This is a genomic window from Streptomyces sp. NPDC021019 (assembly GCF_044333295.1).
Lineage (GTDB): Bacteria > Actinomycetota > Actinomycetes > Streptomycetales > Streptomycetaceae > Streptomyces.
The window spans coordinates 1,059,663-1,086,484 of sequence record NZ_JBIRQR010000003.1 but is presented as its reverse complement, the minus strand read 5'-3'; the positions used below and the strand labels follow the sequence as shown (position 1 = coordinate 1,086,484).

Below are 26,822 nucleotides of genomic sequence, written 5' to 3'. Positions count from 1 at the left end.
CACGGCGGCCGGAACTCACGGCCGGGCGGGTGCGCAGGCGGCGTCGGGTGCTGTGCGGGCGGAGGGTTCTTCGCGGGTGCGTGTCCGGGCCGGATCGCTTCCTGCGGGCGGGGTCCGGTGGCGCATGTGCCTCGTCCGGCGGATGACATCGCCGATGGCCGGCCCGTCCCGGCCGCCACCGCGGAGCCGGCTCCCGAAGGGCGGCAGGACGCCAGCGATGTCAGCAACGGAGCGCCGGCGTTCCTGCCCGGACTCTCCACGGTCCCGGCTCGACGTGGCGAGAATCGCACGCTCCGCGCGGCTGTACCGGGCAGACCAGCTGTGCCGTCCCATCGCTTCACGCTCCGCTGTCATACGACGGCGACTGCGTCCGGCGGGACACCATCGCACGGGGGCCGTCATGCACGTAACCATCGGAGCTCGTCCTCGAGGAATCATCGAACCCGGCTCCAGGCTCCATCCGGACGCACGCATTCCGCCGGGCGGGTCCCAGGTCTTCCCCAGCGTGCGTGCGCGACGGCGGCCGGAACCGCCGTGGAAAGGACCGGTGGCCTCGCCGCTCCTGAAGAGGTCCAGGGAGACTCGAGGCCCTTGCTGGCTGCCCGCACTGTACTGAACCGGGCACGCGGCCGGCGGCCCGCCTCCACCGGAACGCACGAGGTCACCGGTACGTCCGCCCTTTCCGGCAACCGCCGGCGCGGAAGAGTGCCGAGTACCCGGCCCGGCCCCCGTTGTCCTTCCCGGCGCAAAGGAACCCTGGTGTACCGATTCGCCCCGCCTCCCCCGCCCGCTTCCCGTACGCTCCCGGCCCGGCTCGTGAGGTCGGCCCTCACCGAGGAGAGCAGGGTTCATCAGCCGGCCTCCTTCAGCACGTGGTTCGCCGCCGCCCGCGAGCGGTCCGGCCTCCAGGTCGGCCGTGTGGAGCTCGACGGTCTGCGGGACTGGGACCGGGACCCGCGCACGGGCACGCTGCGGCATCGCAGCGGCGGCTTCTTCGCCGTCGGCGGACTGGACGTCAGATTCCCCTCCGGTCCGGTGCCCCACTGGCAGCAGCCGATCATCCACCAACCGGAGGCCGGCATTCTCGGTCTGCTGGCCCGGGAGTTCGGCGGGGTCCTGCACTTCCTCATGCAGGCCAAGGCCGAACCGGGGAACCGGAACCACCTCCAGCTCTCCCCCACGGTGCAGGCCACCCGCAGCAACTACCTGCGGCTGCACAAGGGGCGCGCGGTCCCCTATCTGAGGTACTTCCAGGAGAGGTCCCGCCACCATGTCCTGGCCGATGTCCTCCAGTCGGAACAGGGCGCCTGGTTCTTCCGCAAGCGGAACCGGAACATTGTCCTCGAGGTCACCGAGGACATCGTCGCCGGGGAGGACTTCCGCTGGATGACGCTCGGCCAGATATACCGGCAGCTGGAAGCCGAGGACATCGTCAACATGGACACACGCACGACACTGTCCTGCCTCCCCCTGGCCGGGGCCGGCGGTGTGCCGGAGTCCGGCGACGGCTTCCCCTACGCCCTCGTCCGCTCGTGCGCCGGGAACCCGGGCGCTGCGCACAGCATGGACGAGCTCCTGAGCTGGATCACCGAGCACCGCGCCCAGGACCACCTCACCACGGGCCCGGTCCCGCTGGGCGACATGAGCGACTGGCGCAGTTCGCCGGAGCGGATCTCCCACGCCAGCGGCCGCTTCTTCTCCGTGATCGGGGTGAACGTCTCGGCCGGCACGCGCGAGGTCGGCGGCTGGTCCCAGCCCATGATCGAGCCGCACGGGACCGGCCTGATCGCCGTGCTGGTGAAGGAGATCGACGGCGTCCTGCACGCCCTGATGCGTGCCAGTGTGGAGCCCGGCTACGTGGCCGGGGTCGAGCTCTCCCCCACTGTCCAGTGCGTCCCGGAGAGCTACGAGGTGCTGCCCGGCGCGGCCCGGCCCCGCTTCCTCGACGAGGTGCTGTCGGCCCGGCCGGAACAGATCAGGTTCAGCTGCCTGCTGTCCGAGGAGGGCGGCCGTTTCCACCACGCCCTGAACCGCTACCTCGTCGTCGAGGCCGACGGCGACGCCGGGTTCCTGGAGGACCCCGACCACCGCTGGCTGACGTTGCACCAGATCAGCACGCTTCTCCGGCACAGCCACTACCTCAACGTCCAGGCCCGCAGCCTGGTCGCCTGCCTGCACAGCCTGCTGGCCCCGCTGTCCCGCTGAGCCGGTGGCGGCCGGGCACGGCAGGGGTGCGGCGGCCCACCGGATCTCCCGGTGGGCGGCCGCACCCGTCGCGCGCGGTGGGGTCAGACGGACCGCAGGGCGCGGTCGATCGCCAGGCACTCGGCGTAGTCGGGCAGCAGGCCGTCCGACGCCGCCTTCTCCAGGGTGGGTGCCGCAAGGTCGCGCCCGGACAGGATCGGCTCGATGTCACCGGGAATGGGCAGGGCCAGTTCCGGATCGAGAATCGACAGCGCCAGCTCGTTCTCCGGCACGTACTCCCCGGAGAGCAGATAGGAAACGACGGTGTCGTCCTCGAGCGCGACGAATCCATGGGCCACTCCGACCGGGAAATACACGGCGCGAAAATCCTCTGTGTCCAGGAGCACGGCATCCGAGCGGCCGAAGGTCGGCGACCCGACACGGATATCCACCGCGATGTCGAGCGTCCTCCCGCGCGCACAGTACACATACTTGGCACAGCCCGGTGGTGTCCGGGTGTAGTGCAGGCCGCGGACCACACCCTGCTGTGACCTGCTGTGATTGGTCTGGGCAACGCGGAAGAGCGAATGTCCGGTGGTGCCCGAGAACGCCGACTCCTGGTAGGGCGACAGGAAGATGCCACGCTCGTCGTCGAACACCTGCGGGGTGAATTCGATTGCGCCCTCGACGGACAGTTCCCGCGACTGCATGGTGGAAGTCATGACGGACTCCGATTCAAAGCCGTATTTTTCGGTCTGGGTTCCGTGTGCACCTGGTCCCGTGTCCGGCATGCCAGGATTCGGTGTTCTCCACCGGCCCGTGGGCTGCTGCCGATGATGGTCCCGGCGTCTCGCGCGCGCCTCAACGACTGCTGGACAGCGTGGGCACTGTGCCGGAGTCCGGCATGCCGACGTACTCGCGCAGATGCTGGGCGGTGAGGGTCTCGCCCCGGGAGACGAGTCCGGCCGGAGTGCCGGTGAACACGATCCGGCCGCCGTCGTGGCCCGCGCCCGGCCCGAGGTCGATGATCCAGTCGGCGTGGGCCATCACGGCCTGATGATGCTCGATGACGATCACCGTGTTGCCGGTGTTCACGAGCCGGTCGAGCAGGCTCAGCAGCTGGTCCACGTCGGCGAGGTGCAGTCCGCTCGTCGGCTCGTCCAGGACGTAGACGGCGGTCTTCTCAGCCATGTGGATGGCCAGCTTCAGGCGCTGGCGCTCACCGCCGGACAGTGTGGTGAGGGGCTGGCCCAGGCCCATGTATCCGAGGCCGACGTCGGCGAGCCGGTCCAGGACGGTCCGGGCGCGGCCCGTGGTGAAAAAGCCGCGAGCCTCGTTCACCGTCAGGGCGAGGACCTCGCTGATGTCCTTGCCCCGCAGCGTGTAGGTCAGCACCTTGGGGATGAACCGCCTGCCCTCGCACTCCTCGCACAGCGTGGCGACCCCCGCCATCATGGCGAGGTCGGTGTAGACCAGCCCGATGCCCCGGCAGTTGCGGCAGGCTCCTTCGGAATTCGGGCTGAACAGGGCCGGTTTGACACCGTTGGCCTTGGCGAAGGCGGCACGGATCGGGTCGAGCAGACCGGTGTACGTGGCCGCGTTGCTGCGCCGGGACCCGCGGATCGCGGACTGGTCGACCACGATCACACCGTCCCGGCCGGACAGCGAGCCGTGGATCAGTGAGCTCTTGCCCGACCCGGCGACGCCGGTGACGACGGTCAGCACGCCCAGGGGCACATCGACGCTGACGTCCTTGAGGTTGTGCAGCGTGGCGCCGGTGATGGGGAGGTGCCCGGCGGGCTGCCGCACCTGTTCCTTCGTCCGCACGCGGTGGTCCAGGCACCTCCCGGTCAGTGTGCCGGAGCGGCGGAGCCCGGGGACGTCGCCGGTGAAGCAGACCTGGCCGCCGGACGGCCCCGCGCCCGGGCCCAGATCGACCACGTGGTCGGCGATCCGGATCGTCTCCGGCTTGTGTTCCACGACGAGGACGGTGTTGCCCTTGTCGCGCAGCCGGAGCAGGACGGAGTTCATGCGCTGGATGTCGTGCGGGTGCAGTCCGACGGTGGGCTCGTCGAAGACGTAGGTGACGTCGGTGAGACTCGATCCGAGGTGCCGCACCATCCTGACCCGCTGGGCCTCTCCGCCGGACAGAGTGCCCGATTCCCGGTCCAGGCTCAGATAGCCGAGGCCGATCTCCACCAGGGAGTCGAGCAGTTCGCCCAGGCTCGCCATCAGCGGTGCCACCGAAGGGGCGCCGACGCCCCGGACGAACTGGGCCAGTTCGCTGATCTGCAGGGCGCAGCACTCGGCGATGTTGAGCCCGTTGATCCGGCAGGACAGTGCGGCGGGGTTGAGCCTGCCGCCGCCGCAGGCCTCGCAGCGGGCGAAGGTCACCGCCCGGTCCACGAAGGCCCGGATGTGGGGCTGCATGGCTTCGCGGTCCTTGGCCAGGTAGAGGCGGCGCACCTTGACCATGAGTCCCTCGTAGGTGGTGCCGGTGCCGCCGTGCAGGAGCTTGACCTTGGTGGCGGTCCTGTGGAGCAGGTCGTCCCGCTCGGCGGGGCTGTAGTCCTTGACCTTGACGTCGGGGTCGAAGAAGCCGGAGTGCGCGATCGACTTCCAGTACCAGGAGCCGACGTTGAAGTTGGGCACGGTGATCGCGCCCTCGTTGAGGGAGAGTCCGGTGTCCAGCAGTTCACCGGCGTCGAGCGTGGAGACCCGGCCGATGCCCTGGCAGTCGGTGCACATGCCTTCGGGGCCGTTGAAGCTGAACGCTCCGGAGGTGCCGATGTGCGGGGTTCCTAACCGGCTGAACACGATGCGCAGCATGGTGTGCGCGTCGGTGGCGGTGCCGACGGTGGAGCGGGAGTTGGCGCCCATCCGTTCCTGGTCGAGGACGATCGCCGCGCTCAGATTGCGCAGGGCGTCGACGTCGGGCCGGCCGAAGTTCGGCATGAACGACTGTATGAACGCCGTGTAGGTCTCGTTGATCAGGCGGCGGGATTCCGCGGCGATGGTGCCGAAGACCAGCGATGACTTTCCGGAGCCGGAAACGCCGGTGAAGACGGTGAGGCGGCGCTTGGGGATGTCGAGGGAAACATCTGTCAGGTTGTTCTCCCTCGCGCCCCGAACCTTGATCACATCATGGCTGTCAGCCTCTGGCCGCCAGGTCTTGGCCTGGTCTGAGGAGGTCATCGAATCACCCTATTTTACCGCTCAGGGCGTGTAAACACGGTGGGAAATCAGCCCGGTCGGCGTGGAAGCCCCGTGGGCGGACAAACCTGGATGGATCGTGTCGGTATCCGGTTTCATCCAGTCGGGCTCCATCTGCTTTCGAGTGCTTTCGAAGGACGCCGTCGGACGATGGCGGGCCGGACCCACCGGTTTCCGTCACCGTCGCGGCGACGGGCACGCATCCGTCTCGTCATCCTTTCGCAGTCCGCCGGATTTCCTGGGAGCGCACGTGGACAAGACAACGTACAAGGCCCATGTCACAGCGGCCTTCGACCGGGCCGCGGGGTCCTACGACCGGCTGGGCGTCACCTTCTTCACGCCCATGGGGCGGCGCCTGGTCGAACGAGCGGACCCGCGACCCGGGGACCGCGTGCTGGACGTGGGCTGTGGCCGGGGGGCGTGCCTGTTCCACGCCGCGTCGCTGGTCGGCGGCTCCGGCCATGTTCTCGGTATCGACATCGCACCGGCCATGGTCGAGGCGGCGCGCAGGGAGGCAGCGGCCGACGGGGTCGGCAATGTCGAACTGCGTGTGATGGACGGGGAGTTTCCCGACCTGCCGGCCGGCTCCTTCGATGTCGTCATCGGCAGCTACAGCCTCATCTTCTTCCCGGACGCGCAGGCCGCCCTGCCGCGCTATGCCGGTCTGCTCGCCGACGGCGGGCGCATCGCCTTCACCAGCCCGGTGTTCGACGATGACACCTTCCCCTTTCTCCCTCCGGTCTTCACCGAGCTCATCCCGCGGTCGCTGCTGGAGAATCTGCCTGCGCAGTGGCGTCCGGAGGAACTCCAGCGCCGCTTCAACAGCTGGCTGGCCAAGGAGGCGGACCTGCGCCGGGCCCTGGAGTTGGCGGGGTTCCGGGATGTGGAGATCGCCGACGAACCGGTCGGCCTCGTGGCGCCGTCCGGCGAGGCGTGGGTGAACTGGTCCCACACCCAGGGGATGCGCCTGCTGTGGGAGCACCTGCCCGACGGCGACCGGGAGCGGCTGCGGGTCCGGCTCACCGAGGCACTGGACGACATGCGCGAGGACGGCGGGCCGTTGTCGATCGAGACGCCGGTGCGCTATGTCACCGCGGGCGTGGCCCGTTGACCTCCCGTGCGCGGACCGCGTACGCCGGTGCGGCGCCGTGCGCGGTTCCGTCCGCAGAGGGGTGCGGCCCGCCCGGTCTCCCCTGTCCGTATCCGGCGAAGGGCCGTCCGTCATGAGGTTGCTGATCACCGGTGGCGCCGGTTTCATCGGGTCCCACTATGTGCGGAGCCTGCTCACCGGCCGCTATCGCGGTTACGAGGACGCGCGGGTGACCGTACTGGACAAGCTCACCTACGCGGGCACGCTCACCAATCTGCCGCTCACCGATCCGAGGCTGACGTTCGTGCGGGGCGACATCTGTGATCGTGGGCTGCTGATGGACCTGTTGCCGGGTCATGACGCCGTGGTCCACTTCGCGGCAGAGTCCCATGTGGACCGGTCCATCGCCGGTTCCGCCGCCTTCGTCAGCACCAATGTCACGGGCACCCACACCCTGCTGGAGTGCTGTGTCGGCACCGGGGTGAGCCGGTTCGTGCACATCTCGACGGACGAGGTGTACGGGTCTGCCGAGGAGGGGGCGTTCTCGGAGCAGTCCCCGCTGGAGCCCAGCTCTCCCTACGCGGCCTCCAAGGCGGCGAGTGATCTGCTGGTCCGGTCCTTCCACCGGACCCATGGCCTGTGGACCTCGGTCACCCGCTGTGCCAACAACTACGGGCCTCACCAGTTCCCCGAGAAGGTCATTCCGCTCTTCGTCACCCGTCTGCTGGAGGGCAGGAACGTCCCGCTGTACGGCGATGGGCTGCACGTACGGGAGTGGCTGCACGTCGACGACCACTGCCGGGCGGTCCAGCTGGTGCTGGAGTCCGGCAGGGCGGGTGTCACGTACAACATCGCCGGCGGGAGGGAGCTGACCAACCGGGATCTGACCCGGATGGTGCTGGCGGAGTTGGGCGCCGGCTGGGACCGGGTGGACCGCGTCGCCGACCGCAAGGGCCACGACCGCCGGTACGCCCTGGACGCCGGTCGGATCAGGGAGGAGTTCGGCTTCGAGCCGCGGATCCTGTTCGAGCGGGGGTTCGCCGAGACCGTCCAGTGGTACCGCGACAACCGTGCCTGGTGGCAGCCTCTCGTCCGTCGTACGGCCGGTCCGGCATCGGCACAACCGGGGCCGCGGCTCGGATGAGCCGCGGCGCCGTACGGGGGGTCAGTTCGGCGGTCGCCGGGAGGTGTCCGCTGTGCTGCCGTGCTCCTTTGGGGGCGCTCCGGGGTGTTTTCCGGCACGACGGGTCGCCTTGTGCAGCAGCGCTTCTGCGGGCCCGGCTCTGTCTTTCCGGCGCAGTAGTTCGGCGAGCAGCACGCCCCCGCACCAGGTGCCGAGGGCGATGAGCGCCGAGGCGAAGACGCCGATGCGGTCGCCGAGCCCGAAGGCGTACGGGGCGAACAGCACCAGCCAGACGGCCGACTGCCACACGTAGCAGCTCAAGGACCGCCTGCCGGACGCGGCGACCGCCCTCACGAGGGCGCTCCGTCGGCTTTGGAGGCGCAGCGCGAGCAGGGCGACCGCCGCGGCGAGGCCGCAGCCGCCGGCGTACCCCGTGAGGACGTGCAGCACGCTGAGCCAGAGGGTCACGTCCGAGGGGGCGGTGGGCCACGTTCCGGAGGTGATCATCGCCAGAGGGAGTCCACCGAGGATGCTGAGTGCGGTGCCGGTCAGCGCGGTCCGCCGCAGCAGGGCCCAGTGGCGGGCCGGCTCCTCCAGGATGCGCCGGCGGGCCATGCGGGCGCCGATGAGGAACGGGCCGAGCGATACCAGGGCGAACAGTGGTGTGGTGACCGCCCAGGTGCCGACCCGGTACGCGGCGTCGGTGGCCGGGTCGGCGGCCAGGAACATCGCCGCCGTGGGGTCGCTCGCGTCGCCGGAGGCATGCGCGGCCAGGGTGGTGCCGTACAGCACCGCCCCCATGAGGGTCCCGGCGCCCGCCACTGTGTACAGGGTGCGGTCACGGACGCCGGTCAGGCCGACCGCGAGCAGTCCGAGCAGTCCGTAGGCGCCCAGGACGTCTCCGGCGAACAGCAGCAGGGCGTGGACGGACCCGAACAGCAGGAGCCATCGGGCGCGCCTGCGCAGTACGGTGCGGGCCCCGGGCGTCTTTTGCCCTTTCTCTGTTTCACTGGCGAGGGTCCGGCCTGTGCCGTAGCCGAACAGCAGGGCGAACATGGGGAAGCTGCGGCTGTCGGCGAGGACGGTGAGCAGTCCTGCCGTCAAGGCGTCCGCCGGGGAGCCGGCGACCGGGGGGTAGCCCCGGATCACCGCGGCGCTGCCGCTCACGAACATGTGGGCGTGCACCAGGGCGACGATCAGCAGCATGAGGCCCCGGGCGAGGTCAGGGGCGAGGGAACGACGTCGCGGGGCGTCGGGGCCGGACGGGCGCGAGGCGTCGTCGCTCATCGTCCTTCCTTCTCGGTTGGTCAGTCCCGCTCCGCGAGCACCAGGTGGACGCTTCCGCCGACATAGACGCCCCACTGGGAGACGGCGGCCCGGAAGCCGAGGCCGGTCAGTGTGGAGACGATGCGGCCGAGCCTGCCGTCGATGTCGTGGACTTCGAGCAGAACTCGTCGGATGCGGGGCCAGCAGCTGGGGTCGATGCCGTGGAGGACGTCGAGTTCGCCGCGTTCCACATCGACCTTGAGCAGGCCCACGCGGTCCACGCCGTGCTCTGCCATGACGGCGGTCAGCGTGGTCACCTCGACCGGGATCCGCTGGGTCACGTCGAAGGTCCGCCGCACGACCTCGCGGGTCTGTATGTCCGCGCCGATGTTGTCGAGGTGTGCTTCGAGGTTGCGGGTGTCGTCCTCGGCGTCGGCGTACAGGGTCGACGCCGAGGCCACGTAGGGGCGGTAGATCAGTTCGGACTTTCCGGGCGCGGCTCCGAGCGCCTGCCGGTACGCGGTCGCCTCCGGCAGGTGGCGGGCGAGGTTCTCGTCGAGGCAGGTGTAGGCCTTGGGGGCGGGTTCGAAGGCCATCAGGCGGCTTTGGGGGGCGAGTTGGGCGAAGAGCAGGGACGCCAGCCCGATGTGCGCGCCGACGTCGATGATGGTTTCGCCGGCGGCGATGCCCTCTGCGGCTCTGCGGTAGGGGGCGGCGCTGCTGATCTCCTCCCAGAGGGTGTGTGCTTCCGCCTCCTGCACCGCCGAGACCGTGCGGCCGTCGGGCAGTTCGCATCGGGCGGCGGGGAGGTCGGTGGGCAGTTCGTCTGGGAGGTCCCACGGATTCGGCATGCCGACGACGCTCGCGCACCGGTCTCGAGGAGCGCACGAAGGGCACTGGTTCACCGTGGCCGGGCCGGTGCGCCGGGTCGTGCGCCGGGCCGGTGCTCCCTGGTCATCCTCTCGAGGACGGGTACCACGTCGTTGGGTGTCGGCATGGCGCGGATCTCCTTGCCGAGGTCCCTGGCCCGCTCGGTGTAGGAGGGCTCGTCGAGCAGTCGGAGGATCTTCTCGCGCAGCGTCCGGGCGGTCAGGCCGCGGGCGGAGACGGCCAGGGTGGTGCCCGACTTCTCGTACTCCTCCCCCATGTCCTCGCTCACCCATTCGTAGCCGACGATGACGACCTGGGGTACGCCGTGCAGGTCCGCGGTGGCCTTCGTCTGGTAGCCGGCGTGGTGGACGATCACCGAGCACGAGGGGGCCAGTTCGTTGAGCGGGACGAAGTCGGTGGTGCGGATGTTGTCCGGCAGCCGGGGCAGGGCGTCGCGCTGTGCCGGATCGAGGGCGGCGATGATCTCGACGTCCAGTCCGGCCAGGCTCTGGAAGAGGGCGGTGAGGGTGTCGCCCAGCTGGAACCGCTGGGACTCCTCGCTGGTGATGGATGTGCCGAGGGTGATGCAGACCCGTCGGCGCTTGGCCGGTTCGTAGAGCCACTTCGGTACCACACAGCGTCCGTTGTACGGAACGTAGCGCATCGGCACGGTGGGCAGGTCGAGTTCCTGGCGCAGGCTGCCGGGCCGGGTGTCGATGGTCCATTGGCCCGTCAGCATGGTTTCGTCGAACCGCCGGTCGCTGCCGAGGCGTTCGAGCGTCCAGTCGATCCATTCGGCCGTGGGGTCCTCGCGCAGGGGTTGGGGTTGCTGGTCGCGGTGGCGTGCGAAGTGTCCGCGGGTGACCATCTGGAGGGCCAGTTCGGGGCCGGAGACCAGGCGGGCGTGGGCCGCGCCGACCGCGGCGGCGACGACTGCCCCGGCGATCGAGAAGCTCTCCCAGATGACGAGGTCCGGCTGCCAGCTGCGGGCGACTTCCACGAGTTGGTCGATCTGCGCGTCGTTGTTGAGCGGCTGGTAGAGGGCGGGAACCACCATGTTCTCGTAGGCGAGGTGGTCCTCCCAGGTCGCTTTGGAGGGGTCCTGTTTGCTGGTGCCGATCTCGTTGAAGAGGGAGATCGCGTCTTTCTGGAAGTCGTCGAGCTGTTCCCAAAGGGTCGGGGACTCGATCGGCACGGCGGTGAGGCCCGTGTGGGTGACGGTGTCGACCAGTTGTCCGTTGCAGGCCGCCTGCACCTCATGACCCGCGGTGCGCAGGGCCCAGGCCAGCGGGACCATCTGGTGGAAGTGGTTGCCCTCGATCGAGGTGAACAGGACGCGCATCGCCGGATTCCTTGTCTGTCGGTACCGGTCAGCCGGTGGTCAGGGGGCAGCTGAGCAGGTGCCTGGTCACCGGCGAGCGGCGGCTGCGCAGGGGTGGGCCGGCCCGGTGTGGCTGCGGGCCGGCGGCCACCAGGGCGCGGACGGTGGCTTCGGCCAGGGTTCGGGCGAACGGCAGGGTCACCCGGTGGTAGAGGGCTGGGACGAGCGTGTCGGCCGGGCGGCCGGGGTCGAACCGGCCGGGGTCGGCGAAGCTTTGGGGATCGCGGTTCGCGGCCCCGACGAGCACCACCACCTGCTCGCCCGCCGGGACATGCTGTCCGGCGAACTCGATGTCGGCGCGGGTGACCGCCGGATGCAGCTGTATCGGGGAGTCGTGGCGCAGGGTCTCGGTCACGACGAGGGCCGCGTACCCGGGGTCGTCGGCCACCCGTTTCCACTGCCCGGGGTGGTCCACCACCGCCAGGACGGCGCTGGTTGTGAGCCGCGCCGCGGTGCGTACCCCGGCGGTGGCCAGCAGCAGTGCCAGCCGGCCGGTGTCCGGGTCGTGGTCCGGCGCCGCGAGGAGTGTCCGTAGTCGGCCGGTGGCGGTCACGGCACGCCGGGTGGCCTCCAGTCGCTGGGGGCACAGCAGGCCGTCGAGGAGGATGCCTGTGGCGGCGCAGGCATCGGCGAGTTCCGGGTGGTGCGGGGCGGGGAGTTCGAAGGTCTTGGCCAGCAGGTCCACGGGAACGCGTTCGGCGAGGTCGGTGACGAGATCGAAGTTCCCGGTCAGGCCGCCGACCGCGCGCTCGCACACCGCGGTGGCCGTGGAGGGGGTGAAGGCGGTCGCCGCCGCTTCGCGCAGCCGCTCGTAGTGTGCGGCGTCGCCGCTCAGGCCCGCGTCGTCAACCGGTATCCGGCCGGTCTCACCGGTTGCCGGGCCGTGCGGCCAGGTCTGGCCCAGGAGCGTCGCGGCGAGGGTGTGGTCCGCGGTGACCCAGGTGCCCGTGGTGCTTCGCCACAGCGGGCCGAGCGCCCGGATCCGTTCGTGGGCCGGGTGCGGGTCCTCGGTGTGGCCGCGGAGCACATCGGCGTACGGGTCGCCCTTCATGTGGTGCAGCCATACTTCCCCGTGTGTCCGCTGCAGCCGCCTGCCCAGTTCGCCGATGTGCTGGGGGTCCTGTGTTCCTTGGATGGCGTTCATCTCCTTGCGGTGTGCCCTATACGAGGGGGAACTTCTCGTTGTCGAGTGGTTCGCCCGGCGTCATGTGGGAGATGTGGGCGTCCTCGGTTCCGGGCCGGTAGGTGGCTTTGGCGTCCATGTAGACGATGCCGTGGCCCATCCGGGGGTCGTCGGTGAGGTTCGGGCCGGCCATGTGCACGGTGCGGCAGTGGTGGAAGGTGACGTCTCCGGCCTTCAGCGGGACGGTGATCCGGGGCTGCCAGCCGTAGTCCGGCCAGATGTCGTCGATGGCCCGGTGTTCCGCGAAGCTGGTCATGTGGGTCTGCCGGTGGGCCGCGTCGCGCAGATGGGAGCCGGGCACGTAGCTGAGGCAGCCCCGTTCGACCGGTACGTCGGCCAGCGCGACCCATGCGGTGAGGGTCCGTTCCAGGCCGTCGAGCGGGAGGCCGGTCTCGTCGTCGTGCGCGAGCGTGGGCAGCGTGTTCAGGTCCTTCCGGCCCGGTTTGAGCAGGACGTCGGTGCTGTAGAGGCGCAGCGGGGCGCCGGCGAGGCGCTTGGCGATCGCGGTGACCGCCGGGTGCAGCGCGAGGTCGCGGAGCGCCTCGTGCTTGAGCCAGGCCTGGGCGACGAAGTGCACTTGCACCTCGTCCTCGCCCGCGCCCCATATCTCCGGGCCGTACTGGGTCATCAGTTCCTCGGAGGCCGTCCTGTACCGCTGCGTCTCGGCGGCGGAGAGGACCTGCGGAATCCGGACGAAGCCGTTCTCCTGGTAGTGGCGGTGGGCCTCGTCGGTGAGGACGCCGGCCGTGGTCGGGGCGGTGCGGGCCGTCATGGCGGGTTCACTCCTTTCATCGCGGTGGTACGGGCTTGTGCGCGCCGGGGCGGGTTCAGCGGGACAGCACGCGGGTCAGGGCGTCGCGCAGGGCCCCGGCGGGATCGTCCGGCCGGGTGGCGGTGCGCCAGGCGACGATGCCGTCCGGCCGGATCAGGCTGGCGCCGGTTGTGCCGATGCCGAACCGTTCGGCCAGGTCGTCGTCGAGGTCGCTGAGGTCGGTGGCCAGGCCGTGGACCGCGAGGGGGATGCCGAGTTCCTTGCTCGCGCTCAGGCTCCACCCGGTCCAGCCGGCGCCGTCCTCACCGGTCATCAGCAGCCAGCCGGAGCCGAAGAGGTCCACGGTGGAGATGCGTTCGCCCGCTCGCCGCACCCATAGGTGCGGCATCCGGAATCCGGGCCGTCCGGTGGGCCGGGCCGGGGACTCGACGCGGGAGGTGTCCTCCTCGTCGATGACGACGGCGTCCGAGCGGTACCGGAAGCCGAGGACCACCTCGGCGTAGCCGACGGGCTGTGCCATCCGGTCTTTCAGGTGCGGGGCCAGCCGGGAGGCGTACAGGTGCATGGACTCGTCCATCACGAGCTGTGCTATGAGCCTGCGTTCCGGTTCGTAGCTGTCCAGCAGTCCCGGCCCGCCTCCGCCGGACAGTACGGCGGACAGTTTCCAGGCCAGGTCGAACCCGTCACCGATGGCGGTGTTGCCGCCGAGTCCGCCGGTGGGCGGTACGACCTTGGCGGAGTCGCCCACCAGGAACACCCGTCCGGCGCGCCACCGTTCGGCGATACGGGCCGCCATCTCCCAGCGCTGGATGTCCAGCACCTTGGGTTCGAGGCCGGGCGCGTCCAGGCCGATGCGGATCAGCTCGACGCAGCGGTCGTGGGTGAAGTCGTCGGCGGACTGGCCGCGTTCGGGGTCGTACTCGACCAGGAAGGTGTGCCGTTCGGGGCGGTCGCTTCCGATGAAGACGCCGCTGAAGTGAGGGTTGCGCAGGTAGTACAGGCCGGAGGCGTCCGCCGGGAGAACCGTCGACAGGTCGGCCTCGAAGATCATTCCCACGACGTGGGAGAGCGAGCCGTGGCCGTGGCGGGCGATGCCGAGCCCTTCCCGGATGGGGCTGCGGTCGCCGTCGGCGGCGACGAGGTAGCGCGCCCGTACGGTGGTCTCCTCGTCGCTCTCCCGGTCGCGCAGCACGGCGGTGACACCGCTGTGGTCCTGTTCGTAGGTGACCAGCGCGGTGCCGAACCGGACCTGTGCTCCGTCCTTCCGTGCCCGGGCCCGCATCAGCGGCTCCAGCTGGTCCTGCCAGGCCAGCGCCCATGGCATCGGGGAACAGGGGGCGGTGCTGGCGACGAGGTGCTCGAAGCCCTCCTCGAAGGAGCCGAGCACCTCGCCGCGTACGGTTTCGGCGACCCGGGTGGTGAAGTGGCCCTTGGCGCCGCGGTGGTCGGTGATTTCCTGTACCTGTTCAGCGATCCCGGCGAGCCGCAGCAGTTCCATGGTGCGTGGGTTCTGGCCGATGGCTCTGGGGTGGATCGACGTCGTCGGGTGTTTCTCGGCCATGAGTACCTGTACACCGAGCCGGGCGAGGAACATCGTCGTCGAGAGTCCGCCCAGGCCCGCGCCCACGACCAGGACATCAACCTCTGTGCCGGCTTTCGCCATTGCCGTCCTCCCGCTTCGGTCCGGCATCCGTCGGGCCGGTACCCGGGCCGAGACTCGCCGGTGTGCTTCGAAGTCCGCTGGAGGGGCTGTGGCCGGGGGCTCGTGCGGGGCTGCGGGATTCCTCGAGCGCCGTGCGACGGTGCACGGGCAGGGTGGGGTCCCATGCGAGTGCTGTTCACGCCGTTCCCGGCGAGCACCCACGTCCATACCCAGGTACCGCTGGCGTGGGCGATGCGGGCCGCGGGACACGAGGTCCGTGTCGCCACCCGGCCGGACGTCGTCGAGGACATCAACAACGCCGGCCTGACCGCGGTCGCGGTCGGCGGGGTCCTCGACGTTCCGGCCACGATGAACCCGGAGTACACAGACGAGCCCGACGAGATCCGTGACGAAGCCTGGCTGGACGTTCTCGACATCAGCGAGACCCGGCCGGAGAAACTGACCTATTCGTATGTCCACGGTGTGCTCACCGCGTGGACGTCGTTCGTCTACCAGAACACCCTGCCGGACGACGCCACGGAGGAGCTGATCGGCTTCGCCCGTGCCTGGCGGCCGGATCTGGTGGTGTGGGACACCATGTACTACCCCGGCGCGCTCGCGGCGCGGATCAGCGGCGCGGCCCATGCCCGGCTGATGTTCGGCCTGGATCTGGTGGGGCTGATGCGCCGGCATTACCTGGTGGGGATGGCCGGGCTGCCGCCCGCGCTGCGGGAGGATCCGCTCGAGGAGTGGATGAGCCGGATCCTGCGGCGGCACGGCCAGGAGTTCGCCGAGGACCTGGTCGTGGGCCAGTGGACCATCGACCCCGTTCCGCCGTCGCTGCGGCTGCCCGTGGGCCTGCCGTCCGTCCCGGTGCGTTACGTGCCGTACAACGGGGAGGCGACGGTCCCCGGCTGGCTGCGGGAGCCACCGCGGCGGCCCCGGGTCTGTCTGACCCTTGGGCGGTCGTTCCGCGAGGTGGTCGGGGCGGACCGGACGTCTGTGAGTGATCTGCTGGCCGCCGTGGCGGAGCTCGATGTGGAGGTGGTGGCCACCTTCACCGCGGATCAGCTCGAACCGGGCCAGCGCGTGCCGGACAACGTGCGGATCGTCGACTTCGCTCCGCTGGACGCCCTGCTGCCCACCAGCGCGGCGATCGTCCACCACGGCGGTTCGGGGACCCTGCAGACCGCGCTGGCACATGGTGTCCCGCAGGTGGTGGTGCCGTCCAGGATGTGGTGCAACGTCCCCAAAGCGCAGCGGGTGCAGGCCGCGGGTGCGGGGCTCTGTATCGATCCGCGGGAGCTGACACCGGGGGGGCTGCGTGCCTCGCTGGTCCGGGTGCTGGGGGAACCGTCGTTCCGGGCGAGCGCGGAACGGCTGCGCCGGGAGGTTGCCGGCACGCCTGCTCCCGCCGACATTGTCCCGGTGCTGGAGAGGCTCACAGCGGAACACAGGGCGCGTTCGGACTGAATGGGGGGCGCCCGTGAACGCGTTGGGGCGGTGAGGGCGCCGGCGTCCTCACCGCCCCGACGCGTTCACGGGGGCGGGGGCGTGGTGCTCCCGATACGGGGGAACGGGGCGGTCGAGAAGATCACCTCGACCGGGACCTCGAAGTACTCCGCGATCCGCAGGGCGAGAAACAGGCTGGGGCTGTACTCGCCGCGTTCCAGGTAGCCCACTGTCTGGTAGTGCACGCCGAGGGCGGCGGCGAGCTGTCTGCGGGTGATGGCGCGCTCCACCCGCAGTACGGCGATGCGGTTGTGCACCGTCTCTGTCCCGCCGCCCCGGGCGCGGCCCTGCTCACCGGTTGACCGCCAGCCCGCGGCGGGCTTGCCGGTACCGGGCCGGGGTTCCGGTGCCCCGGTCTGCGGCTCCGGCGCGCTGTTGCGCGCCGGAGCGCTCTTCCTGCCGGATGTCCTGTCACCCAACGCGCTTCAATGCCTCCTGTTGGCGTGCCTCGACCTTCGATCCCGTCTCGCCGCGCACCGTACGGCTCAGGACCCTCGGCGCGATCAGCAAGGCGGCGACGGCCCAGACAAGCAGTACGACCGCGGTCATGGGCCTGCGCCAGGAGTCGCCGAGCTCGACGGCGACCGCCGCCTCCGGCAGCAGTGCGGCGCGGGTGCCCAGTCCGACCCAGTACACGGGAAAGATCTGCGATACGCCCTGGAGCCAGCCCACCAGCGAGGTGATCGGATAGAAAATACCCGAGATCGCCATCAGACCCATCGTCGGGAAGATACCCCAGGTGTTGGCGCCCCGCGGATTCTTCACCATCGCCCCGATGATCAGGCCGATCGGCAGGGTGGCGAGCAGGCCGAGGCCCAGCACCCACAGCAGGTTGAGCCACCTGCCGAGGCCATCGGTCACGAGGTCGCCGAAGAGGAACACGCTGGGCACCAGGATGATCGTCAGCGTGAGCAGGGTGCTCAGCGCGATCCCCAGCACCCGGCCCGCGATGTAGCCGATGAGGCCCTGCGGTACGGTCCTGGCCCGCAGCAGCGTGCCGTCCTCCCTCTCGGCCGCCAGGGCGAACGCGGCGCCGCCCAGCGCCTGGAAGGCCAGCAGCCCGCCGATCATGCTCGGCATGGACAGCGTCGCGAGCGAGAGGTCGGTGCCTTCCACGGTCGTGTCCCGCATGAAGAACAGGACGCCGAGGAAGACGCCCCCGAGGAACAGGTAGTAGATGATGTCGCCGGGGGTGGTCAGGGACTGCCGGAACTCGGTCCAGCCCCGGCGCAGGCCGAGCCGCACGGCGTACACGGTGGGATTCACTGACCGGCCTCCTGGAACGCGGCGATCGCCTCTTCGGACCGGCCGGCCTCGTACTGCCGGACCATGGTCATGTACGTGTCCTCCAGGCTGGCGAGGCGGACCTCCAGGTCGCCCACCCGGTCTCCGTGCTGTTTGAACAGCTCGTGGACGAACGTGCTGGCGTCGGGGGTCGCGTGGACGAAGTGCTCGCCGTTCACGCTCCAGCGGACCTCGGCCTTGCCGGACGCCTGCCGGGCGAGCTGGTCCGCGCTGCCGTCGGCGACGATCTGCCCGCCGGCCAGGATCAGAATGCGGTCGGACAGCTTCTCGGCCTCGTCGAGGTCGTGCGTCGTGAGCAGGATCGTGGTGTCCTCCAGGTCGGAGAGCCGGTGCACCACATCGTGGAAGTCACGGCGGGCCTTGGGGTCGAACCCCACCGTGGGCTCGTCCAGGAACAGCACCTCGGGCCGTCCGACGATGCCGATCGCGACGTCGAGGCGACGACGCTGTCCGCCGGACAGGTTCGCGATCTTCTGGTCCGCTTGTTCCTCCAGGCTCACCATGGCGAGCAGCTCGTCCACATTCCTGGGGCGGGGCCGCTGGGCGGTGGAGTAGGGCCGGTAGAAGTCGCCCAGCTGGGCCAGCAGCTCCCGGACCTGCCATTTCCCGTGGTCGCGCCATGACTGGAGCACGATGCCCAGCCTGGCGCGCCATTGCTCGTCGGCCTTGGCGGGGTCGGCGCCGAGCACGCTGACCTCGCCGGCCGACCGGGTGCGGAACCCCTCCATGATTTCGATGGTCGTGGTCTTTCCGGCACCGTTCGGCCCGAGCAGCGCAACGACCTCGCCCTGGCGGACGCTGAAGTCGACTCCGTTCAGCACGTCCTTGGACCCGTAGCGCATCCGCAGTCCGCGGATGTCGATCACCCGTTCCTCCGGGGAGCCGTCCGGTAATCCCGCGGTCTGACCCAACTCGTGCACATCACTTGTCCCAGTCATAGGACGTCTACCTTTCGATCAGACCCGTTAGATCAAAGATAGTATCTCTACTACGAGTTGTACAAGTCACACGTCCGCTGGGTTCGTGACGCACCGTGCAGGAGCGTGGATCAGCGCGTCAAGCGTGGATCAGCGCGTCAGGGGAAGCTCCAGTACGGCTCCGGTGACCCCCGACCTCAGTCGCCGCAGGACGGGGCCGGCGCGCCGCACCCCGGGCGCCTCGGCGGACAGGACGCGGAGCCCTGACTCGGCCTGAAGCCGCACCAGCGGGGCGAGAAGCGAAGTGGGCAGCCCCCCGGAGAACACCAGCTGCCCCCCGCTCCGCTCCGCCGCCGGGTCGAAGGCGGCCGGCTCCGCGTGAACCGCCGGGTCCCGGAGGGCCGCCTCCAGGGCCACCACGACCTGGCTGCCGGCCGGGACGGCGGTCCCGGCCAGTTCCAGGTCCTCACGCGCGTACAGGGGTACGAGCCGGAGGGGAGGGGCATACCGCAGGGTCTCCTCGACCACCGCCGGCGCGAGGCCGGGGTTCTGGCACAGGGACCGCCACACCCCGGGGTGGTCGAGCAGAGCCGCCACCGCGTCGCAGAACACGGTCGCGGTCAGCTCGGAGCCGACCAGGGCCACCAGCATGCACACCGACCGCACCTCGTCCTCGTGCGTCCTGGCGAGCAGAGCGCTCACGAGATCGTCCCCCGGCTTCTGGCGCCGCCGCTCGATCAGACCGGTGAGCAGGGAGCTCATGCCCTCGACCGAGGTGATCAGCTCGTGCGCCGTCCGCAGGTGCGGGGAACACACCATGGCGTCCAGGGCGCCCGCCCCGCCCCGGCACAGCGCGGCGAAACGGTCGTGGTCCTCCTCCGGCACGCCGAGGATGTCCCGCACCAGGCCGGCGGCGAACCCGTCCGCGACGTCGGCCCGCAGGTCGAACCCGGTGCCCGCGGCGGCGAGGGCGCCGCGCAGCGCCCCCTCGGCCGCGGGCCGCCAGCGCTCCAGGGCCCTCGCGCCGAGGAGCGGCTCGAGCAGCTCGCCCACGCGCGCGCAGTCGGCCCGGCCCGCGGTCAGGAACATCTCGCCGAAAGGCAGGATGTCGCGCAGTGCGGGCACCTCCCAGGGCATGGGCTCGCGCTGTTCCCCGCCGTCGTCCGGGGCCGGTGCGTCCGCGTCGGGGTGCCGGAAGCTCAGCCGGAGGTCCCCGAGCGCCGCCACCGCGACCTCGTGCCGGGCCGTCACCCACGCCTCGGCGCTGCTCCGGTACAGGGGGCCCCGTTCCCGGATCAGTCCGCCCAGCCGGTGGGGATCGTCGTCGGCGGCCCGCAGCAGCAGCGCGTACGGGTCGTCCTTGGTGCCGATGATCCACTGGACGCCGCGGTGCGTGAGCAGCACACGGCCCAGCTCGCTCTCGGTCATGCTCGCCATGTCAGCTCCGCTTTCTCGGGGCCTTGTCGCGGTCAGGTCCCGGTGTCGGCTCGTGCCAGGTCAGGTCAGGTCAGGTCAGGGAGAGGCCGCCGTCGACCGGCAGCACGGCGCCGGTCAGGTAGTGGGCCTCCGGCAGGGTCAGCCGGGTGATCCACCAGGCGATCTCCTCGGGGGTGCCGACGCGGCCCTGCGGTGTCAGGCTGCCGACGTGTCGGAGCATGCTGTCGTACTGCTCCGGCGGCATGCCCGCCCGCTGCGCGAACCCGGAGTCGACCAGGCCGGGGGCGACGCCGACGACCCGGATGCCGCGCGGTGCGAGTTCGACCGCCCAGGTGCGGGTCAGGAAGTCGAGCGCCGCCTTGGCGGCGCCGTACACGCTGTTGCCGGCCCAGGCCCGCGATCCGCGCGCACCGGACGAGCTGACGTTCACCACGGTGCCGCCGCCGTCGGCGGAGAGGGCCTCGAGCGCGCTCCGGACAAGCAGCACGGGCACCGCAAGGTTCGTGCCGAGCTGGGCGGTCACCTGCTGCGGGTCCACATCGGCGAGGGCGCGGTGGCCCAGGACCGCCGCGTTGTTCACCAGGACGTCGATCCCGCCGAGCTCGCGCAGGGCGGTGTCGACGACCTTCTGCGGTGCGTCGGCCTCGGTGAGGTCGAGGGCGAGCGTCCGGATGGTGTCGTAGCCCTTTGCCGTGCCGGCGAGGTCGGCGGCCGTGCGGCCGACGACCAGGACGTCCGCGCCCCGGTCGGCGAAGGCGCGTGCGGTGGCCCTGCCGATACCGGAACCGCCTCCGGTCACCACGGTCGATCGCGGGGCGGGCGGGAGGGAGACTGTGTCAGACATGGTTCCTCACAGGGTCGTCGTGTCCCGTTGCGGTGTGGCGCCGGTGTTCGGCGGTGAGCGATTCCAGTACCGGGACGATGTCCCGCGGGGAGGGAGCGGCGAGCGTCTCCCGGCGCAGCCGGCCGGCCGCGGTGGCGAACGACGGCTCCGTCAGCAGTCTGCTGAGTGCGCCGCGCAGGGCGTCGGCGGTGAGCGTCTGCGCGTCCAGGCGCAGGCCGGCGCCGGAGCGTGCCACGAGGTCGGCGCGGATGCCGTTGTCCCACATGGTGCCGGGCACCATGATCTGCGGAACTCCGTGCAGAAAGGCGGCGTGGGCCGTGCCGGAACCCCCGTGGCTGATGATGGCCGAGCAGCTCGGCAGCAGGGCGTCCATCGGGACGAAGTCGACGGCGCGGACATTGGCGGGAAGGCTGTCGACCTCCCGGAGCTGGCGGGCGTTGAGGGTCGCGACCACCTCGACGTCCAGTCCGGCGACCGCGTCGATCAGCTCGCCGATGGATGCCTGGTCGCCGCCCATCACCTCGCGGTGCGACACTCCGAGCGTCAGGCACACCCGAGGGCGCTGGGGCACCTCGTGCAGCCAGGGCGGGATGCTGCCCCGGCCGTTGTAGGCGACGCAGCGGACCGCGACGTACGGCAGGTCCGCCGGGAGCCGCAGGGACGACGGGACCAGGTCGATGGTCCACTGACCGGTGACCAGGTCCTCGCAGAACGTGCCGCCGTAGCGCTCCATCACCCAGCCGAGCCACTCCCGCAGGGGGTCCTCGCGCAGCGCGGGCGGGCGGCTGTCCATCCGCGCCAGATAGCTCTCGCGCATGCGGCCGACCAGGTCCAGGCCGAACATCAGCCGGGCGTGTGCCGCGCCGGTGACCCGGGCGGCGACGGCCCCGGCGAAGGTGAGCGGGTCCCAGACCACCAGGTCGGGGCGCCAGCCGCGGGCGAAGTCCACCAGATCCGCGGTCATCCGGGCCGATGAGTAGTTCTGGAAGACCGCCGAGGTCATGGCGGTGAACACGCCGTGCATGTGGTCATAGGTCAGCTTCTGCGGGCGCAGTTCGTCCATCGCCAGGAGCAGCTGGGCGTCGGGGGTGTCGTCGTCGTACGTCTGGCGGGAGGTGTCCTGGCGTTCGCGCAGCTCCTCCATCACCCGGTCCTCGTTGAGCTCCCCTCCGACGGGAACCGCGGTCAGGCCGGTGCGGGCTATCACGTCCGTGAGGTCGGGGTGGCTGGCCATGCGGACCTCGTGCCCGGCGGCCCGCAGCGCCCAGGCGAGCGCGACCTGGGCGTGGACGTGGTTGCGGGCGCCGAAGGTGGTGAACAGGACGCGCATCAGTGTTCCCGTGCCGCTCGTTCGGCGTGCTCCTTGGCGAGGAGCATCGTCGCGGTGCTGTTGCTGCCGAGTGCGTCGCGGACGAAGGTGCGCGCGTCCTGGAGCGTGGCGCCCTCGCCGAGTACGGGGACGACCGCGTCGGGGTTGAGCACGACGGTGTGTGTGGAGGTGACGGTGCAGCCCGAGGGGCTTTTCTCGATCAGCCAGCGGCCGTTGTGGAGGGTCAGCAGCGCCGGTGTCCTCAGCTGTTTGTAGACGATGGTCCTGGCCGGGAAGCAGACGCGTACCGATTTCGTCGTGTGGACCGCGCCGTTGGGGGTGAGGGTGTCCATCTCCAGCAGTTGCAGGTTCGGGGTGCTCTCCTCCAGTCCGACCCGGTTCACGTGGGGCAGCCGCTTCTCCCACTGTCCCGCGTCGTAGAGGAAGTCGTAGACCTCGGCGGGGTCGCCGGCCACTTCCACCACGTCGTCGAACCGCAGGGTCAGTTCGCCGCCACCGGCCTCGGGGGTCTGTTCCGCGGCCTTCTTGAGCGCGCCCAGTTCCGCGTCGGTGTTGCGGTCGATGGCCCGGGTGATCCAGTCCACGCCCTCCGGGTCGTCGTCGACCGCCCGGAAGTCGTGGGTGAGCCGGACCAGAGTCCGGGAATCCGATCGCGGTTCGATGATCCATGCGCCGCCCATCGCGGCGACGGGCGGCTGGGACACCTCCTGGCGGAAGCTCACCCGCAGGGCCCCGGGGTCCAGGACGCGGCGTGAGGTCCATGTCTTGACGGAGTCGTTGGCGGTCGCCCAGATCCGGATGCGCTCCTCGCCGGCGGTCCGTTCCAGGACGTCCACGTGCACGGTCGGGGGAAAGACCCGCGGCCATGCGCCGACGTCCGCGATCAGGCCGAAGACGGTGTGTGCGGGCGCTTCCACGGTGATCCGGTGTTCGGCTCGGTGATGGTTGGTCATGATGCCGGTCTCCTGGTCCTCGCGCGGGGGCCGTCAGTAGCGGCCCGGTCCGCTTCAGTAGTTGCCCAGTCCGCCGCAGACGTTGATCGCCTGCGCCGTGACGGGGGCGGCCTGATCGGTGACGAGGTAGCCGACGAGGCCGGCGACCTCTTCCGGGGTGGTGTACCTGCCGAGCGGGATCTTCGCCTCGAACCGTTCCAGCACCGCCTCTTCGGTGGTCTGCCAGACCTCGGCGTAGCCTTGGCGTACCCGCTGTGCCATCGGTGTCTCCACGTAGCCGGGGCAGACCGCGTTCACGGTGACCCCGGTCTTGGCCAGTTCCAGGCCCAGCGCCTTGGTGAAGCCGATGACGCCGTGCTTGGACGCGGAGTACGGGGCTCCGAGCACCACGCCCTGCTTGCCGCCGGTCGAGGCGATGTTGATGATCCGGCCTGTGCTCCGCTCGAGCATCCGGCCCGTGGTGAGCGCCGCACGCGTGACCCTGAGGACGCTGTTGAGGTTGGTGTCGATGACGTCGAGCCAGAGCTCGTCGGTGATCTGCGCGGTGGCGCCGCCGCCGCTGCGGCCGGCGTTGTTCACCAGCACGTCCACCGGGCCGTACCGGTCCACAGCAGCCTGGACGAAGGCGCCGACCTGTTCGGTGGAGCGCACGTCGCACGCCTGTCCCGCGACCTCGTACCCCTTGTCGCGGAGCTGTTCGACGGTGAGCGCGACGTTCTCGGGGTCACGGGCGCAGAGGAACACGCGCTGTCCGAGCCGGCACAGCAGTGTCGTGACGGCGAGTCCGATGCCGCTGGTGGCACCGGTGACCACGGCGCACCGGTCGTCCTGGGGGGACATGTCTCTCCTCATCGTTGTCGGGTCACGACGGCGGCCGCGTTGAAGCCGCCGTGTCCCCTGGCCAGTACGAGCGCGGCGGCCACCGGGGCTTCGCGGGGGGCGCGGACCAGGTCGATCCCGTATGCGGGAACCGGCTGCCGTACGTTCGCCGTGGGCGGGATCACTTGGTGGCGGATGGCCAGCACGGCGGTCGCCAGGTCCAGGGCCGCGCCTCCGGCGCCGAGCCGTCCGGTCATGGTCTTGGGTGCCGTCACGGGTACGCCGTGCGCGCCGAAGACCGCGCGGATGGCGTCGGCCTCGGCGCGGTCGAGTTCGGGGACGCCCGCGGCGTCGGCGAACACGACGTCGATGTCGCCGGGTTCCAGTCCGGCGTCGGCGAGGGCGAGTTCGGCGGCGCGCCGCAGGTTGGGCGGCCGGCCCGTCCCGGGGGGTGGGTCGAAGGCCGAGGCGCATCCGGCGATCTCCCCGTGCCAGGAGCGGACGCCGCGGGCGCGTGCCGACTCCGGTGACTCCAGGACGAACAGCGCGCCGCCCTCCCCCGGTACGTATCCGGAGGCGTCGGCGTCGAAGGGCAGGTACGCCCGCCCGGGGTCGTCCACGGTGCTGATCCGGCCGCTCGCGAGCTGTGCGACCCAGCCCCAGGGTGACGGTGAGCCGTCGATGCCTCCCGCGATCACCATCCGGGTGTCTTCGCGCAGGTGCCGCCGGGCTTTCGCCAGGGCGTCCAGCCCGCCGGCCTGCTCGGTGACGACGACGCCGCCCGGGCCGCGCAGTCCGTGGCGGATGGATATCTGCCCGGTGTTGACCGCGTAGAACCAGGCGAAGGACTGGTAGGCGCTGACGTGCTCGGGGCCCTTGCTCCAGAGGTTGTGCAGTTCCCGGTGGCCGAACGCGAAGCCGCCGGCCGAGCTGGCGGTGACGACGCCGATGTCGTAGTCCGGCAGTGAGCCGGGATCCGCCCCGGCGTCCTCGATCGCCCATCCGGCGGCCACCAGCGCCAGCCGGGTCATGTGGTCGGTCTGCGGGATGAGGCGGCTGGGGATGCCGTGTTCCTGGGCGTCGAAGCCCTGGATCTCACCGGCCAGCCGGCTGGGGTAGCGCCCTGGGTCGAAGTGGCTGATCGGGCCGATCGCGGGCCGTCCGGCGAGCGTGCTGTCCCAGTGGGAGGCCGTGCCCAGGCCGGTGGGCGCGAGCACGCCCATACCGGTGATCGCAGCGGCGGGTGTCATGGTGTCGCCCCTTCCGGGCCGCGCAGCACCATGGCGCTCTGGAAGCCTCCGAAGCCGCTGCCCACGGTGAGCACCGCGTCCACACGCTGTTCCCGTGCGGTCAGCGGTACGTAGTCCAGGTCGCACTCGGGGTCGGGCTCGTGCAGGTTGGCGGTGGGCGGGATGGTGTTGTGCTCGATGGTGAGCGCGCAGGCGGCGATCTCCAGCGAGCCGACCGCCCCCAGGGAGTGCCCGATCATCGATTTGATGCCGCTGACGGGCACCCGGCGGGCGTCTTGTCCGAGGGCTTTCTTGAAGGCGGCCGTCTCGTGCCGGTCGTTCTGTATGGTGCCCGAGCCGTGCGCGTTGACGTAGTGGATGTCCTGTGGGGTGATCGCGGCCCGTCGCATGGCGACGCGGATGGCCTCGGCCATCTCCCTGCCGTCCGGGCGCAGCCCGGTCATGTGGAAGGCGTTGGAGCGGGAGGCGAACCCGCTGATCTCGGCGTAGATGTGGGCGTCGCGTCGCCGGGCGTGCTCGATCTCCTCCAGGACGAAGACGGCAGCGCCCTCGCCGAGGACGAAACCGTTCCTGGTGCGGTCGAAGGGCCGCGAGGCGTGTCCGGGGTCGTCGTTGCGTGGTGTGGTCGCTTTGATCGCGTCGAAGCAGGCCACGGTGATCGGGGAGATCGGGGCGTCGGTGGCGCCGGCCACCATCACGTCCGCCGAGCCCTCCCTGATCAGTTCGACCGCGTGGCCGACCGAGTCGAGCCCGGAGGTGCAGCCGGTCGAGATCAGTGAGACGGGGCCCTCGGCGCAGACGTCGCGGGCGACCTCGGCGGCGATCGAGCTGGGCACGAAGTAGTCGAAGAGGTGCCGCCCGGCATAGGAGTGGTCCACCTGCCAGTGGCGGCCGCCGTCGCTGACGACGGAGTACTCGTCCTCCAGGCTCATGGTGCAGCCCACGGCGCTGCCGATGGTGACACCGGTCCGGGCCGGGTCCAGTTCCGTGGGTTCGAGGCCGCTGTCGGTGATGCTCTCCCGGGCGCTCACCACGGCGAACTGTGCGGCGCGGTCCATCCGCCGGGCCTGCTGCGGGGTCAGTCCCTCGCGCAGCGGGTCGAAGTCGACCTCGGCGGCGATCTGTGAGCGGTAGGGGGCGGGGTCGAAGAAGCTGATTCTTCTGGTGGCCGTGCGCCCGGCGGTCAGCGCGTCCCAGAAGGGTTTGCGCCCGACGGCGCCGGGAGCGACGACACCGATGCCGGTGATGACGACCCGGCGGCCCGCGGGGGTGGCCATCAGCGGTCCTCCGTCGCCGCCCGCTGCCCCGGCACATGCTGCCGGGGGACGTACAGGCCGGGCTCGCTGGTGCTCAGTTTCCTGACTGCCGCCGCGTGTTGCGGCAGGAGGGGGGCGCCCACCGCCGCGCGGAAGGCGTGCGCGTCGCGCCAGTGCGCGATGTTGACCCAGCGGGTCGGGTCCTCGGCGTGCTGGTGCAGGGTGTACTGCAAAAAGCCGTCACGTTCCGCCAGGTACCGTCCGGTTTCGGCGAAGGTCTTCTCGAACTCCTCGGGTGAGGCGTGCACGGTGAACCTGTTGATGAAGGTGACCACCCCGCTCCCGGTGGGATCATGGTCATTGGGCTGCATCTCATCGCCTCTTCTCACGTGCGGCGTCGGTCTTGGACGCTGGGGCGTCGTCCAACGTGGGTGCCGTCTCTCGCAGGCGGCTCAACAGCCCCTGGAACCGGTGG

General features: G+C 70.6%; 23 protein-coding genes. 4 read left to right on the top strand and 19 right to left on the bottom strand.

What is annotated here, in order from left to right:
• Positions 1 to 816 precede the first annotated feature (816 nt).
• Positions 817 to 2,205, top strand: a complete 1,389-nt coding sequence (locus ACH4RG_RS22445; RefSeq protein WP_397932665.1) for an NDP-hexose 2,3-dehydratase family protein — start codon at positions 817 to 819, stop codon at positions 2,203 to 2,205.
• 83 nt (positions 2,206 to 2,288) lie between these two features.
• On the opposite strand, the gene ACH4RG_RS22440 is transcribed toward ACH4RG_RS22445, so the two are convergent.
• Together ACH4RG_RS22440 and ACH4RG_RS22435 are read right to left on the bottom strand one after the other, a co-directional pair.
• The gene (locus tag ACH4RG_RS22440; RefSeq protein WP_397925902.1) at positions 2,289 to 2,906 is read right to left on the bottom strand and encodes a dTDP-4-dehydrorhamnose 3,5-epimerase family protein; all 618 of its coding nucleotides are present in this window, start codon (positions 2,904 to 2,906) and stop codon (positions 2,289 to 2,291) included.
• Between the two features lie 139 nt (positions 2,907 to 3,045).
• Positions 3,046 to 5,379 carry an ATP-binding cassette domain-containing protein gene (locus ACH4RG_RS22435; protein WP_397925900.1) on the bottom strand — a complete coding sequence of 778 codons (2,334 nt, stop codon included), beginning with the start codon at positions 5,377 to 5,379 and terminating at the stop codon, positions 3,046 to 3,048.
• Positions 5,380 to 5,647: 268 nt separating this feature from the next.
• Here ACH4RG_RS22435 and ACH4RG_RS22430 point away from each other — a divergent pair, with 268 nt between their 5' ends.
• Positions 5,648 to 6,508, top strand: a complete 861-nt coding sequence (locus ACH4RG_RS22430; RefSeq protein ID WP_397925898.1) for a class I SAM-dependent methyltransferase — start codon at positions 5,648 to 5,650, stop codon at positions 6,506 to 6,508.
• Between the two features lie 112 nt (positions 6,509 to 6,620).
• A complete protein-coding gene (rfbB, locus tag ACH4RG_RS22425) occupies positions 6,621 to 7,631 on the top strand; it encodes a dTDP-glucose 4,6-dehydratase (protein ID WP_398540020.1) in 1,011 nt (336 codons plus the stop codon).
• Between the two features lie 21 nt (positions 7,632 to 7,652).
• Here rfbB and ACH4RG_RS22420 read toward each other — a convergent pair whose 3' ends face one another.
• The 6 genes from ACH4RG_RS22420 to rdmE are packed head-to-tail and all read right to left on the bottom strand — an operon-like array spanning position 7,653 to position 14,745.
• Positions 7,653 to 8,897 carry a DUF418 domain-containing protein gene (locus tag ACH4RG_RS22420; protein ID WP_397932668.1) on the bottom strand — a complete coding sequence of 415 codons (1,245 nt, stop codon included), beginning with the start codon at positions 8,895 to 8,897 and terminating at the stop codon, positions 7,653 to 7,655.
• 20 nt (positions 8,898 to 8,917) lie between these two features.
• Positions 8,918 to 9,727, bottom strand: coding sequence for an FkbM family methyltransferase (locus tag ACH4RG_RS22415; RefSeq protein ID WP_397925892.1), 810 nt, complete (start codon positions 9,725 to 9,727; stop codon positions 8,918 to 8,920).
• Positions 9,728 to 9,777: 50 nt separating this feature from the next.
• Positions 9,778 to 11,088: an activator-dependent family glycosyltransferase gene (locus ACH4RG_RS22410; protein ID WP_397925890.1), complete on the bottom strand. Its 1,311-nt coding sequence runs from the start codon at positions 11,086 to 11,088 to the stop codon at positions 9,778 to 9,780.
• A gap of 28 nt (positions 11,089 to 11,116) precedes the next feature.
• On the bottom strand, positions 11,117 to 12,271 hold the full coding sequence (locus ACH4RG_RS22405) for a P450-derived glycosyltransferase activator (protein ID WP_398540019.1): 1,155 nt from the start codon (positions 12,269 to 12,271) through the stop codon (positions 11,117 to 11,119).
• 16 nt (positions 12,272 to 12,287) lie between these two features.
• Complete coding sequence (locus tag ACH4RG_RS22400) at positions 12,288 to 13,082, bottom strand: phytanoyl-CoA dioxygenase family protein (protein ID WP_397925886.1); 795 nt, start codon at positions 13,080 to 13,082, stop codon at positions 12,288 to 12,290.
• Positions 13,083 to 13,137: 55 nt separating this feature from the next.
• The gene (rdmE, locus tag ACH4RG_RS22395) at positions 13,138 to 14,745 is read right to left on the bottom strand and encodes an aklavinone 12-hydroxylase RdmE (RefSeq protein ID WP_397932673.1); all 1,608 of its coding nucleotides are present in this window, start codon (positions 14,743 to 14,745) and stop codon (positions 13,138 to 13,140) included.
• Between the two features lie 162 nt (positions 14,746 to 14,907).
• Between rdmE and ACH4RG_RS22390 the strand changes: the two genes are divergently transcribed.
• Positions 14,908 to 16,197 carry an activator-dependent family glycosyltransferase gene (locus ACH4RG_RS22390; protein WP_397932674.1) on the top strand — a complete coding sequence of 430 codons (1,290 nt, stop codon included), beginning with the start codon at positions 14,908 to 14,910 and terminating at the stop codon, positions 16,195 to 16,197.
• A 65-nt stretch (positions 16,198 to 16,262) separates the two neighbouring features.
• Here the strand turns inward: ACH4RG_RS22390 and ACH4RG_RS22385 are convergent, their stop codons facing one another.
• The 11 genes from ACH4RG_RS22385 to ACH4RG_RS22335 all read right to left on the bottom strand — a co-directional run bounded on the left by ACH4RG_RS22385 (position 16,263) and on the right by ACH4RG_RS22335 (position 26,718).
• Entirely contained in the window at positions 16,263 to 16,493 is a 231-nt protein-coding gene (locus tag ACH4RG_RS22385) for a helix-turn-helix transcriptional regulator (RefSeq protein ID WP_397925924.1), read from the bottom strand.
• 154 nt (positions 16,494 to 16,647) lie between these two features.
• Positions 16,648 to 17,502 (bottom strand): ABC transporter permease, encoded by an 855-nt coding sequence (locus ACH4RG_RS22380; RefSeq protein WP_397925880.1) that lies wholly within the window; start codon positions 17,500 to 17,502, stop codon positions 16,648 to 16,650.
• Entirely contained in the window at positions 17,499 to 18,383 is an 885-nt protein-coding gene (locus ACH4RG_RS22375) for an ABC transporter ATP-binding protein (protein WP_397925922.1), read from the bottom strand. The genes ACH4RG_RS22380 and ACH4RG_RS22375 overlap by 4 nt, the downstream gene beginning before the upstream one ends.
• A 225-nt stretch (positions 18,384 to 18,608) precedes the next feature.
• A complete protein-coding gene (locus ACH4RG_RS22370) occupies positions 18,609 to 19,895 on the bottom strand; it encodes a P450-derived glycosyltransferase activator (protein WP_397925878.1) in 1,287 nt (428 codons plus the stop codon).
• A 70-nt stretch (positions 19,896 to 19,965) separates the two neighbouring features.
• A complete protein-coding gene (locus tag ACH4RG_RS22365; protein ID WP_397925876.1) occupies positions 19,966 to 20,739 on the bottom strand; it encodes an SDR family NAD(P)-dependent oxidoreductase in 774 nt (257 codons plus the stop codon).
• On the bottom strand, positions 20,732 to 22,069 hold the full coding sequence (locus ACH4RG_RS22360) for an activator-dependent family glycosyltransferase (protein WP_398540018.1): 1,338 nt from the start codon (positions 22,067 to 22,069) through the stop codon (positions 20,732 to 20,734). Before ACH4RG_RS22360 ends, ACH4RG_RS22365 begins: the two co-directional genes overlap by 8 nt.
• Positions 22,069 to 23,022: an aromatase/cyclase gene (locus tag ACH4RG_RS22355; protein WP_397925872.1), complete on the bottom strand. Its 954-nt coding sequence runs from the start codon at positions 23,020 to 23,022 to the stop codon at positions 22,069 to 22,071. The genes ACH4RG_RS22360 and ACH4RG_RS22355 overlap by 1 nt, the downstream gene beginning before the upstream one ends.
• 54 nt (positions 23,023 to 23,076) lie before the next feature.
• The gene (locus ACH4RG_RS22350; protein WP_397925870.1) at positions 23,077 to 23,862 is read right to left on the bottom strand and encodes an SDR family NAD(P)-dependent oxidoreductase; all 786 of its coding nucleotides are present in this window, start codon (positions 23,860 to 23,862) and stop codon (positions 23,077 to 23,079) included.
• An 8-nt stretch (positions 23,863 to 23,870) separates the two neighbouring features.
• On the bottom strand, positions 23,871 to 25,091 hold the full coding sequence (locus ACH4RG_RS22345; RefSeq protein ID WP_397925868.1) for a ketosynthase chain-length factor: 1,221 nt from the start codon (positions 25,089 to 25,091) through the stop codon (positions 23,871 to 23,873).
• Positions 25,088 to 26,368 (bottom strand): beta-ketoacyl-[acyl-carrier-protein] synthase family protein, encoded by a 1,281-nt coding sequence (locus ACH4RG_RS22340; protein ID WP_397925866.1) that lies wholly within the window; start codon positions 26,366 to 26,368, stop codon positions 25,088 to 25,090. Before ACH4RG_RS22340 ends, ACH4RG_RS22345 begins: the two co-directional genes overlap by 4 nt.
• The gene (locus ACH4RG_RS22335) at positions 26,368 to 26,718 is read right to left on the bottom strand and encodes an antibiotic biosynthesis monooxygenase family protein (protein ID WP_397925864.1); all 351 of its coding nucleotides are present in this window, start codon (positions 26,716 to 26,718) and stop codon (positions 26,368 to 26,370) included. Before ACH4RG_RS22335 ends, ACH4RG_RS22340 begins: the two co-directional genes overlap by 1 nt.
• Between the last annotated feature and the right edge of the window lie 104 nt (positions 26,719 to 26,822).

Excerpts from the sequence above, each read along its gene's own strand:
- rfbB (WP_398540020.1), top strand. The coding sequence starts at position 6,621 with ATGAGGTTGCTGATCACCGGTGGCGCCGGTTTCATCGGGTCCCACTAT.
- ACH4RG_RS22355 (WP_397925872.1), bottom strand. The coding sequence starts at position 23,022 with ATGACCAACCATCACCGAGCCGAACACCGGATCACCGTGGAAGCGCCC.
- ACH4RG_RS22400 (WP_397925886.1), bottom strand. The coding sequence starts at position 13,082 with ATGACGGCCCGCACCGCCCCGACCACGGCCGGCGTCCTCACCGACGAG.
- rdmE (WP_397932673.1), bottom strand. The coding sequence starts at position 14,745 with ATGGCGAAAGCCGGCACAGAGGTTGATGTCCTGGTCGTGGGCGCGGGC.
- ACH4RG_RS22350 (WP_397925870.1), bottom strand. The coding sequence starts at position 23,862 with ATGTCCCCCCAGGACGACCGGTGCGCCGTGGTCACCGGTGCCACCAGC.
- ACH4RG_RS22410 (WP_397925890.1), bottom strand. The coding sequence starts at position 11,088 with ATGCGCGTCCTGTTCACCTCGATCGAGGGCAACCACTTCCACCAGATG.
- ACH4RG_RS22340 (WP_397925866.1), bottom strand. The coding sequence starts at position 26,368 with ATGGCCACCCCCGCGGGCCGCCGGGTCGTCATCACCGGCATCGGTGTC.
- ACH4RG_RS22420 (WP_397932668.1), bottom strand. The coding sequence starts at position 8,897 with ATGAGCGACGACGCCTCGCGCCCGTCCGGCCCCGACGCCCCGCGACGT.
- ACH4RG_RS22345 (WP_397925868.1), bottom strand. The coding sequence starts at position 25,091 with ATGACACCCGCCGCTGCGATCACCGGTATGGGCGTGCTCGCGCCCACC.
- ACH4RG_RS22440 (WP_397925902.1), bottom strand. The coding sequence starts at position 2,906 with ATGACTTCCACCATGCAGTCGCGGGAACTGTCCGTCGAGGGCGCAATC.
- ACH4RG_RS22405 (WP_398540019.1), bottom strand. The coding sequence starts at position 12,271 with ATGAACGCCATCCAAGGAACACAGGACCCCCAGCACATCGGCGAACTG.
- ACH4RG_RS22415 (WP_397925892.1), bottom strand. The coding sequence starts at position 9,727 with ATGCCGAATCCGTGGGACCTCCCAGACGAACTGCCCACCGACCTCCCC.
- ACH4RG_RS22365 (WP_397925876.1), bottom strand. The coding sequence starts at position 20,739 with ATGTCTGACACAGTCTCCCTCCCGCCCGCCCCGCGATCGACCGTGGTG.
- ACH4RG_RS22360 (WP_398540018.1), bottom strand. The coding sequence starts at position 22,069 with ATGCGCGTCCTGTTCACCACCTTCGGCGCCCGCAACCACGTCCACGCC.
- ACH4RG_RS22335 (WP_397925864.1), bottom strand. The coding sequence starts at position 26,718 with ATGCAGCCCAATGACCATGATCCCACCGGGAGCGGGGTGGTCACCTTC.
- ACH4RG_RS22375 (WP_397925922.1), bottom strand. The coding sequence starts at position 18,383 with ATGCGCTACGGGTCCAAGGACGTGCTGAACGGAGTCGACTTCAGCGTC.
- ACH4RG_RS22435 (WP_397925900.1), bottom strand. The coding sequence starts at position 5,379 with ATGACCTCCTCAGACCAGGCCAAGACCTGGCGGCCAGAGGCTGACAGC.
- ACH4RG_RS22370 (WP_397925878.1), bottom strand. The coding sequence starts at position 19,895 with ATGGCGAGCATGACCGAGAGCGAGCTGGGCCGTGTGCTGCTCACGCAC.
- ACH4RG_RS22390 (WP_397932674.1), top strand. The coding sequence starts at position 14,908 with ATGCGAGTGCTGTTCACGCCGTTCCCGGCGAGCACCCACGTCCATACC.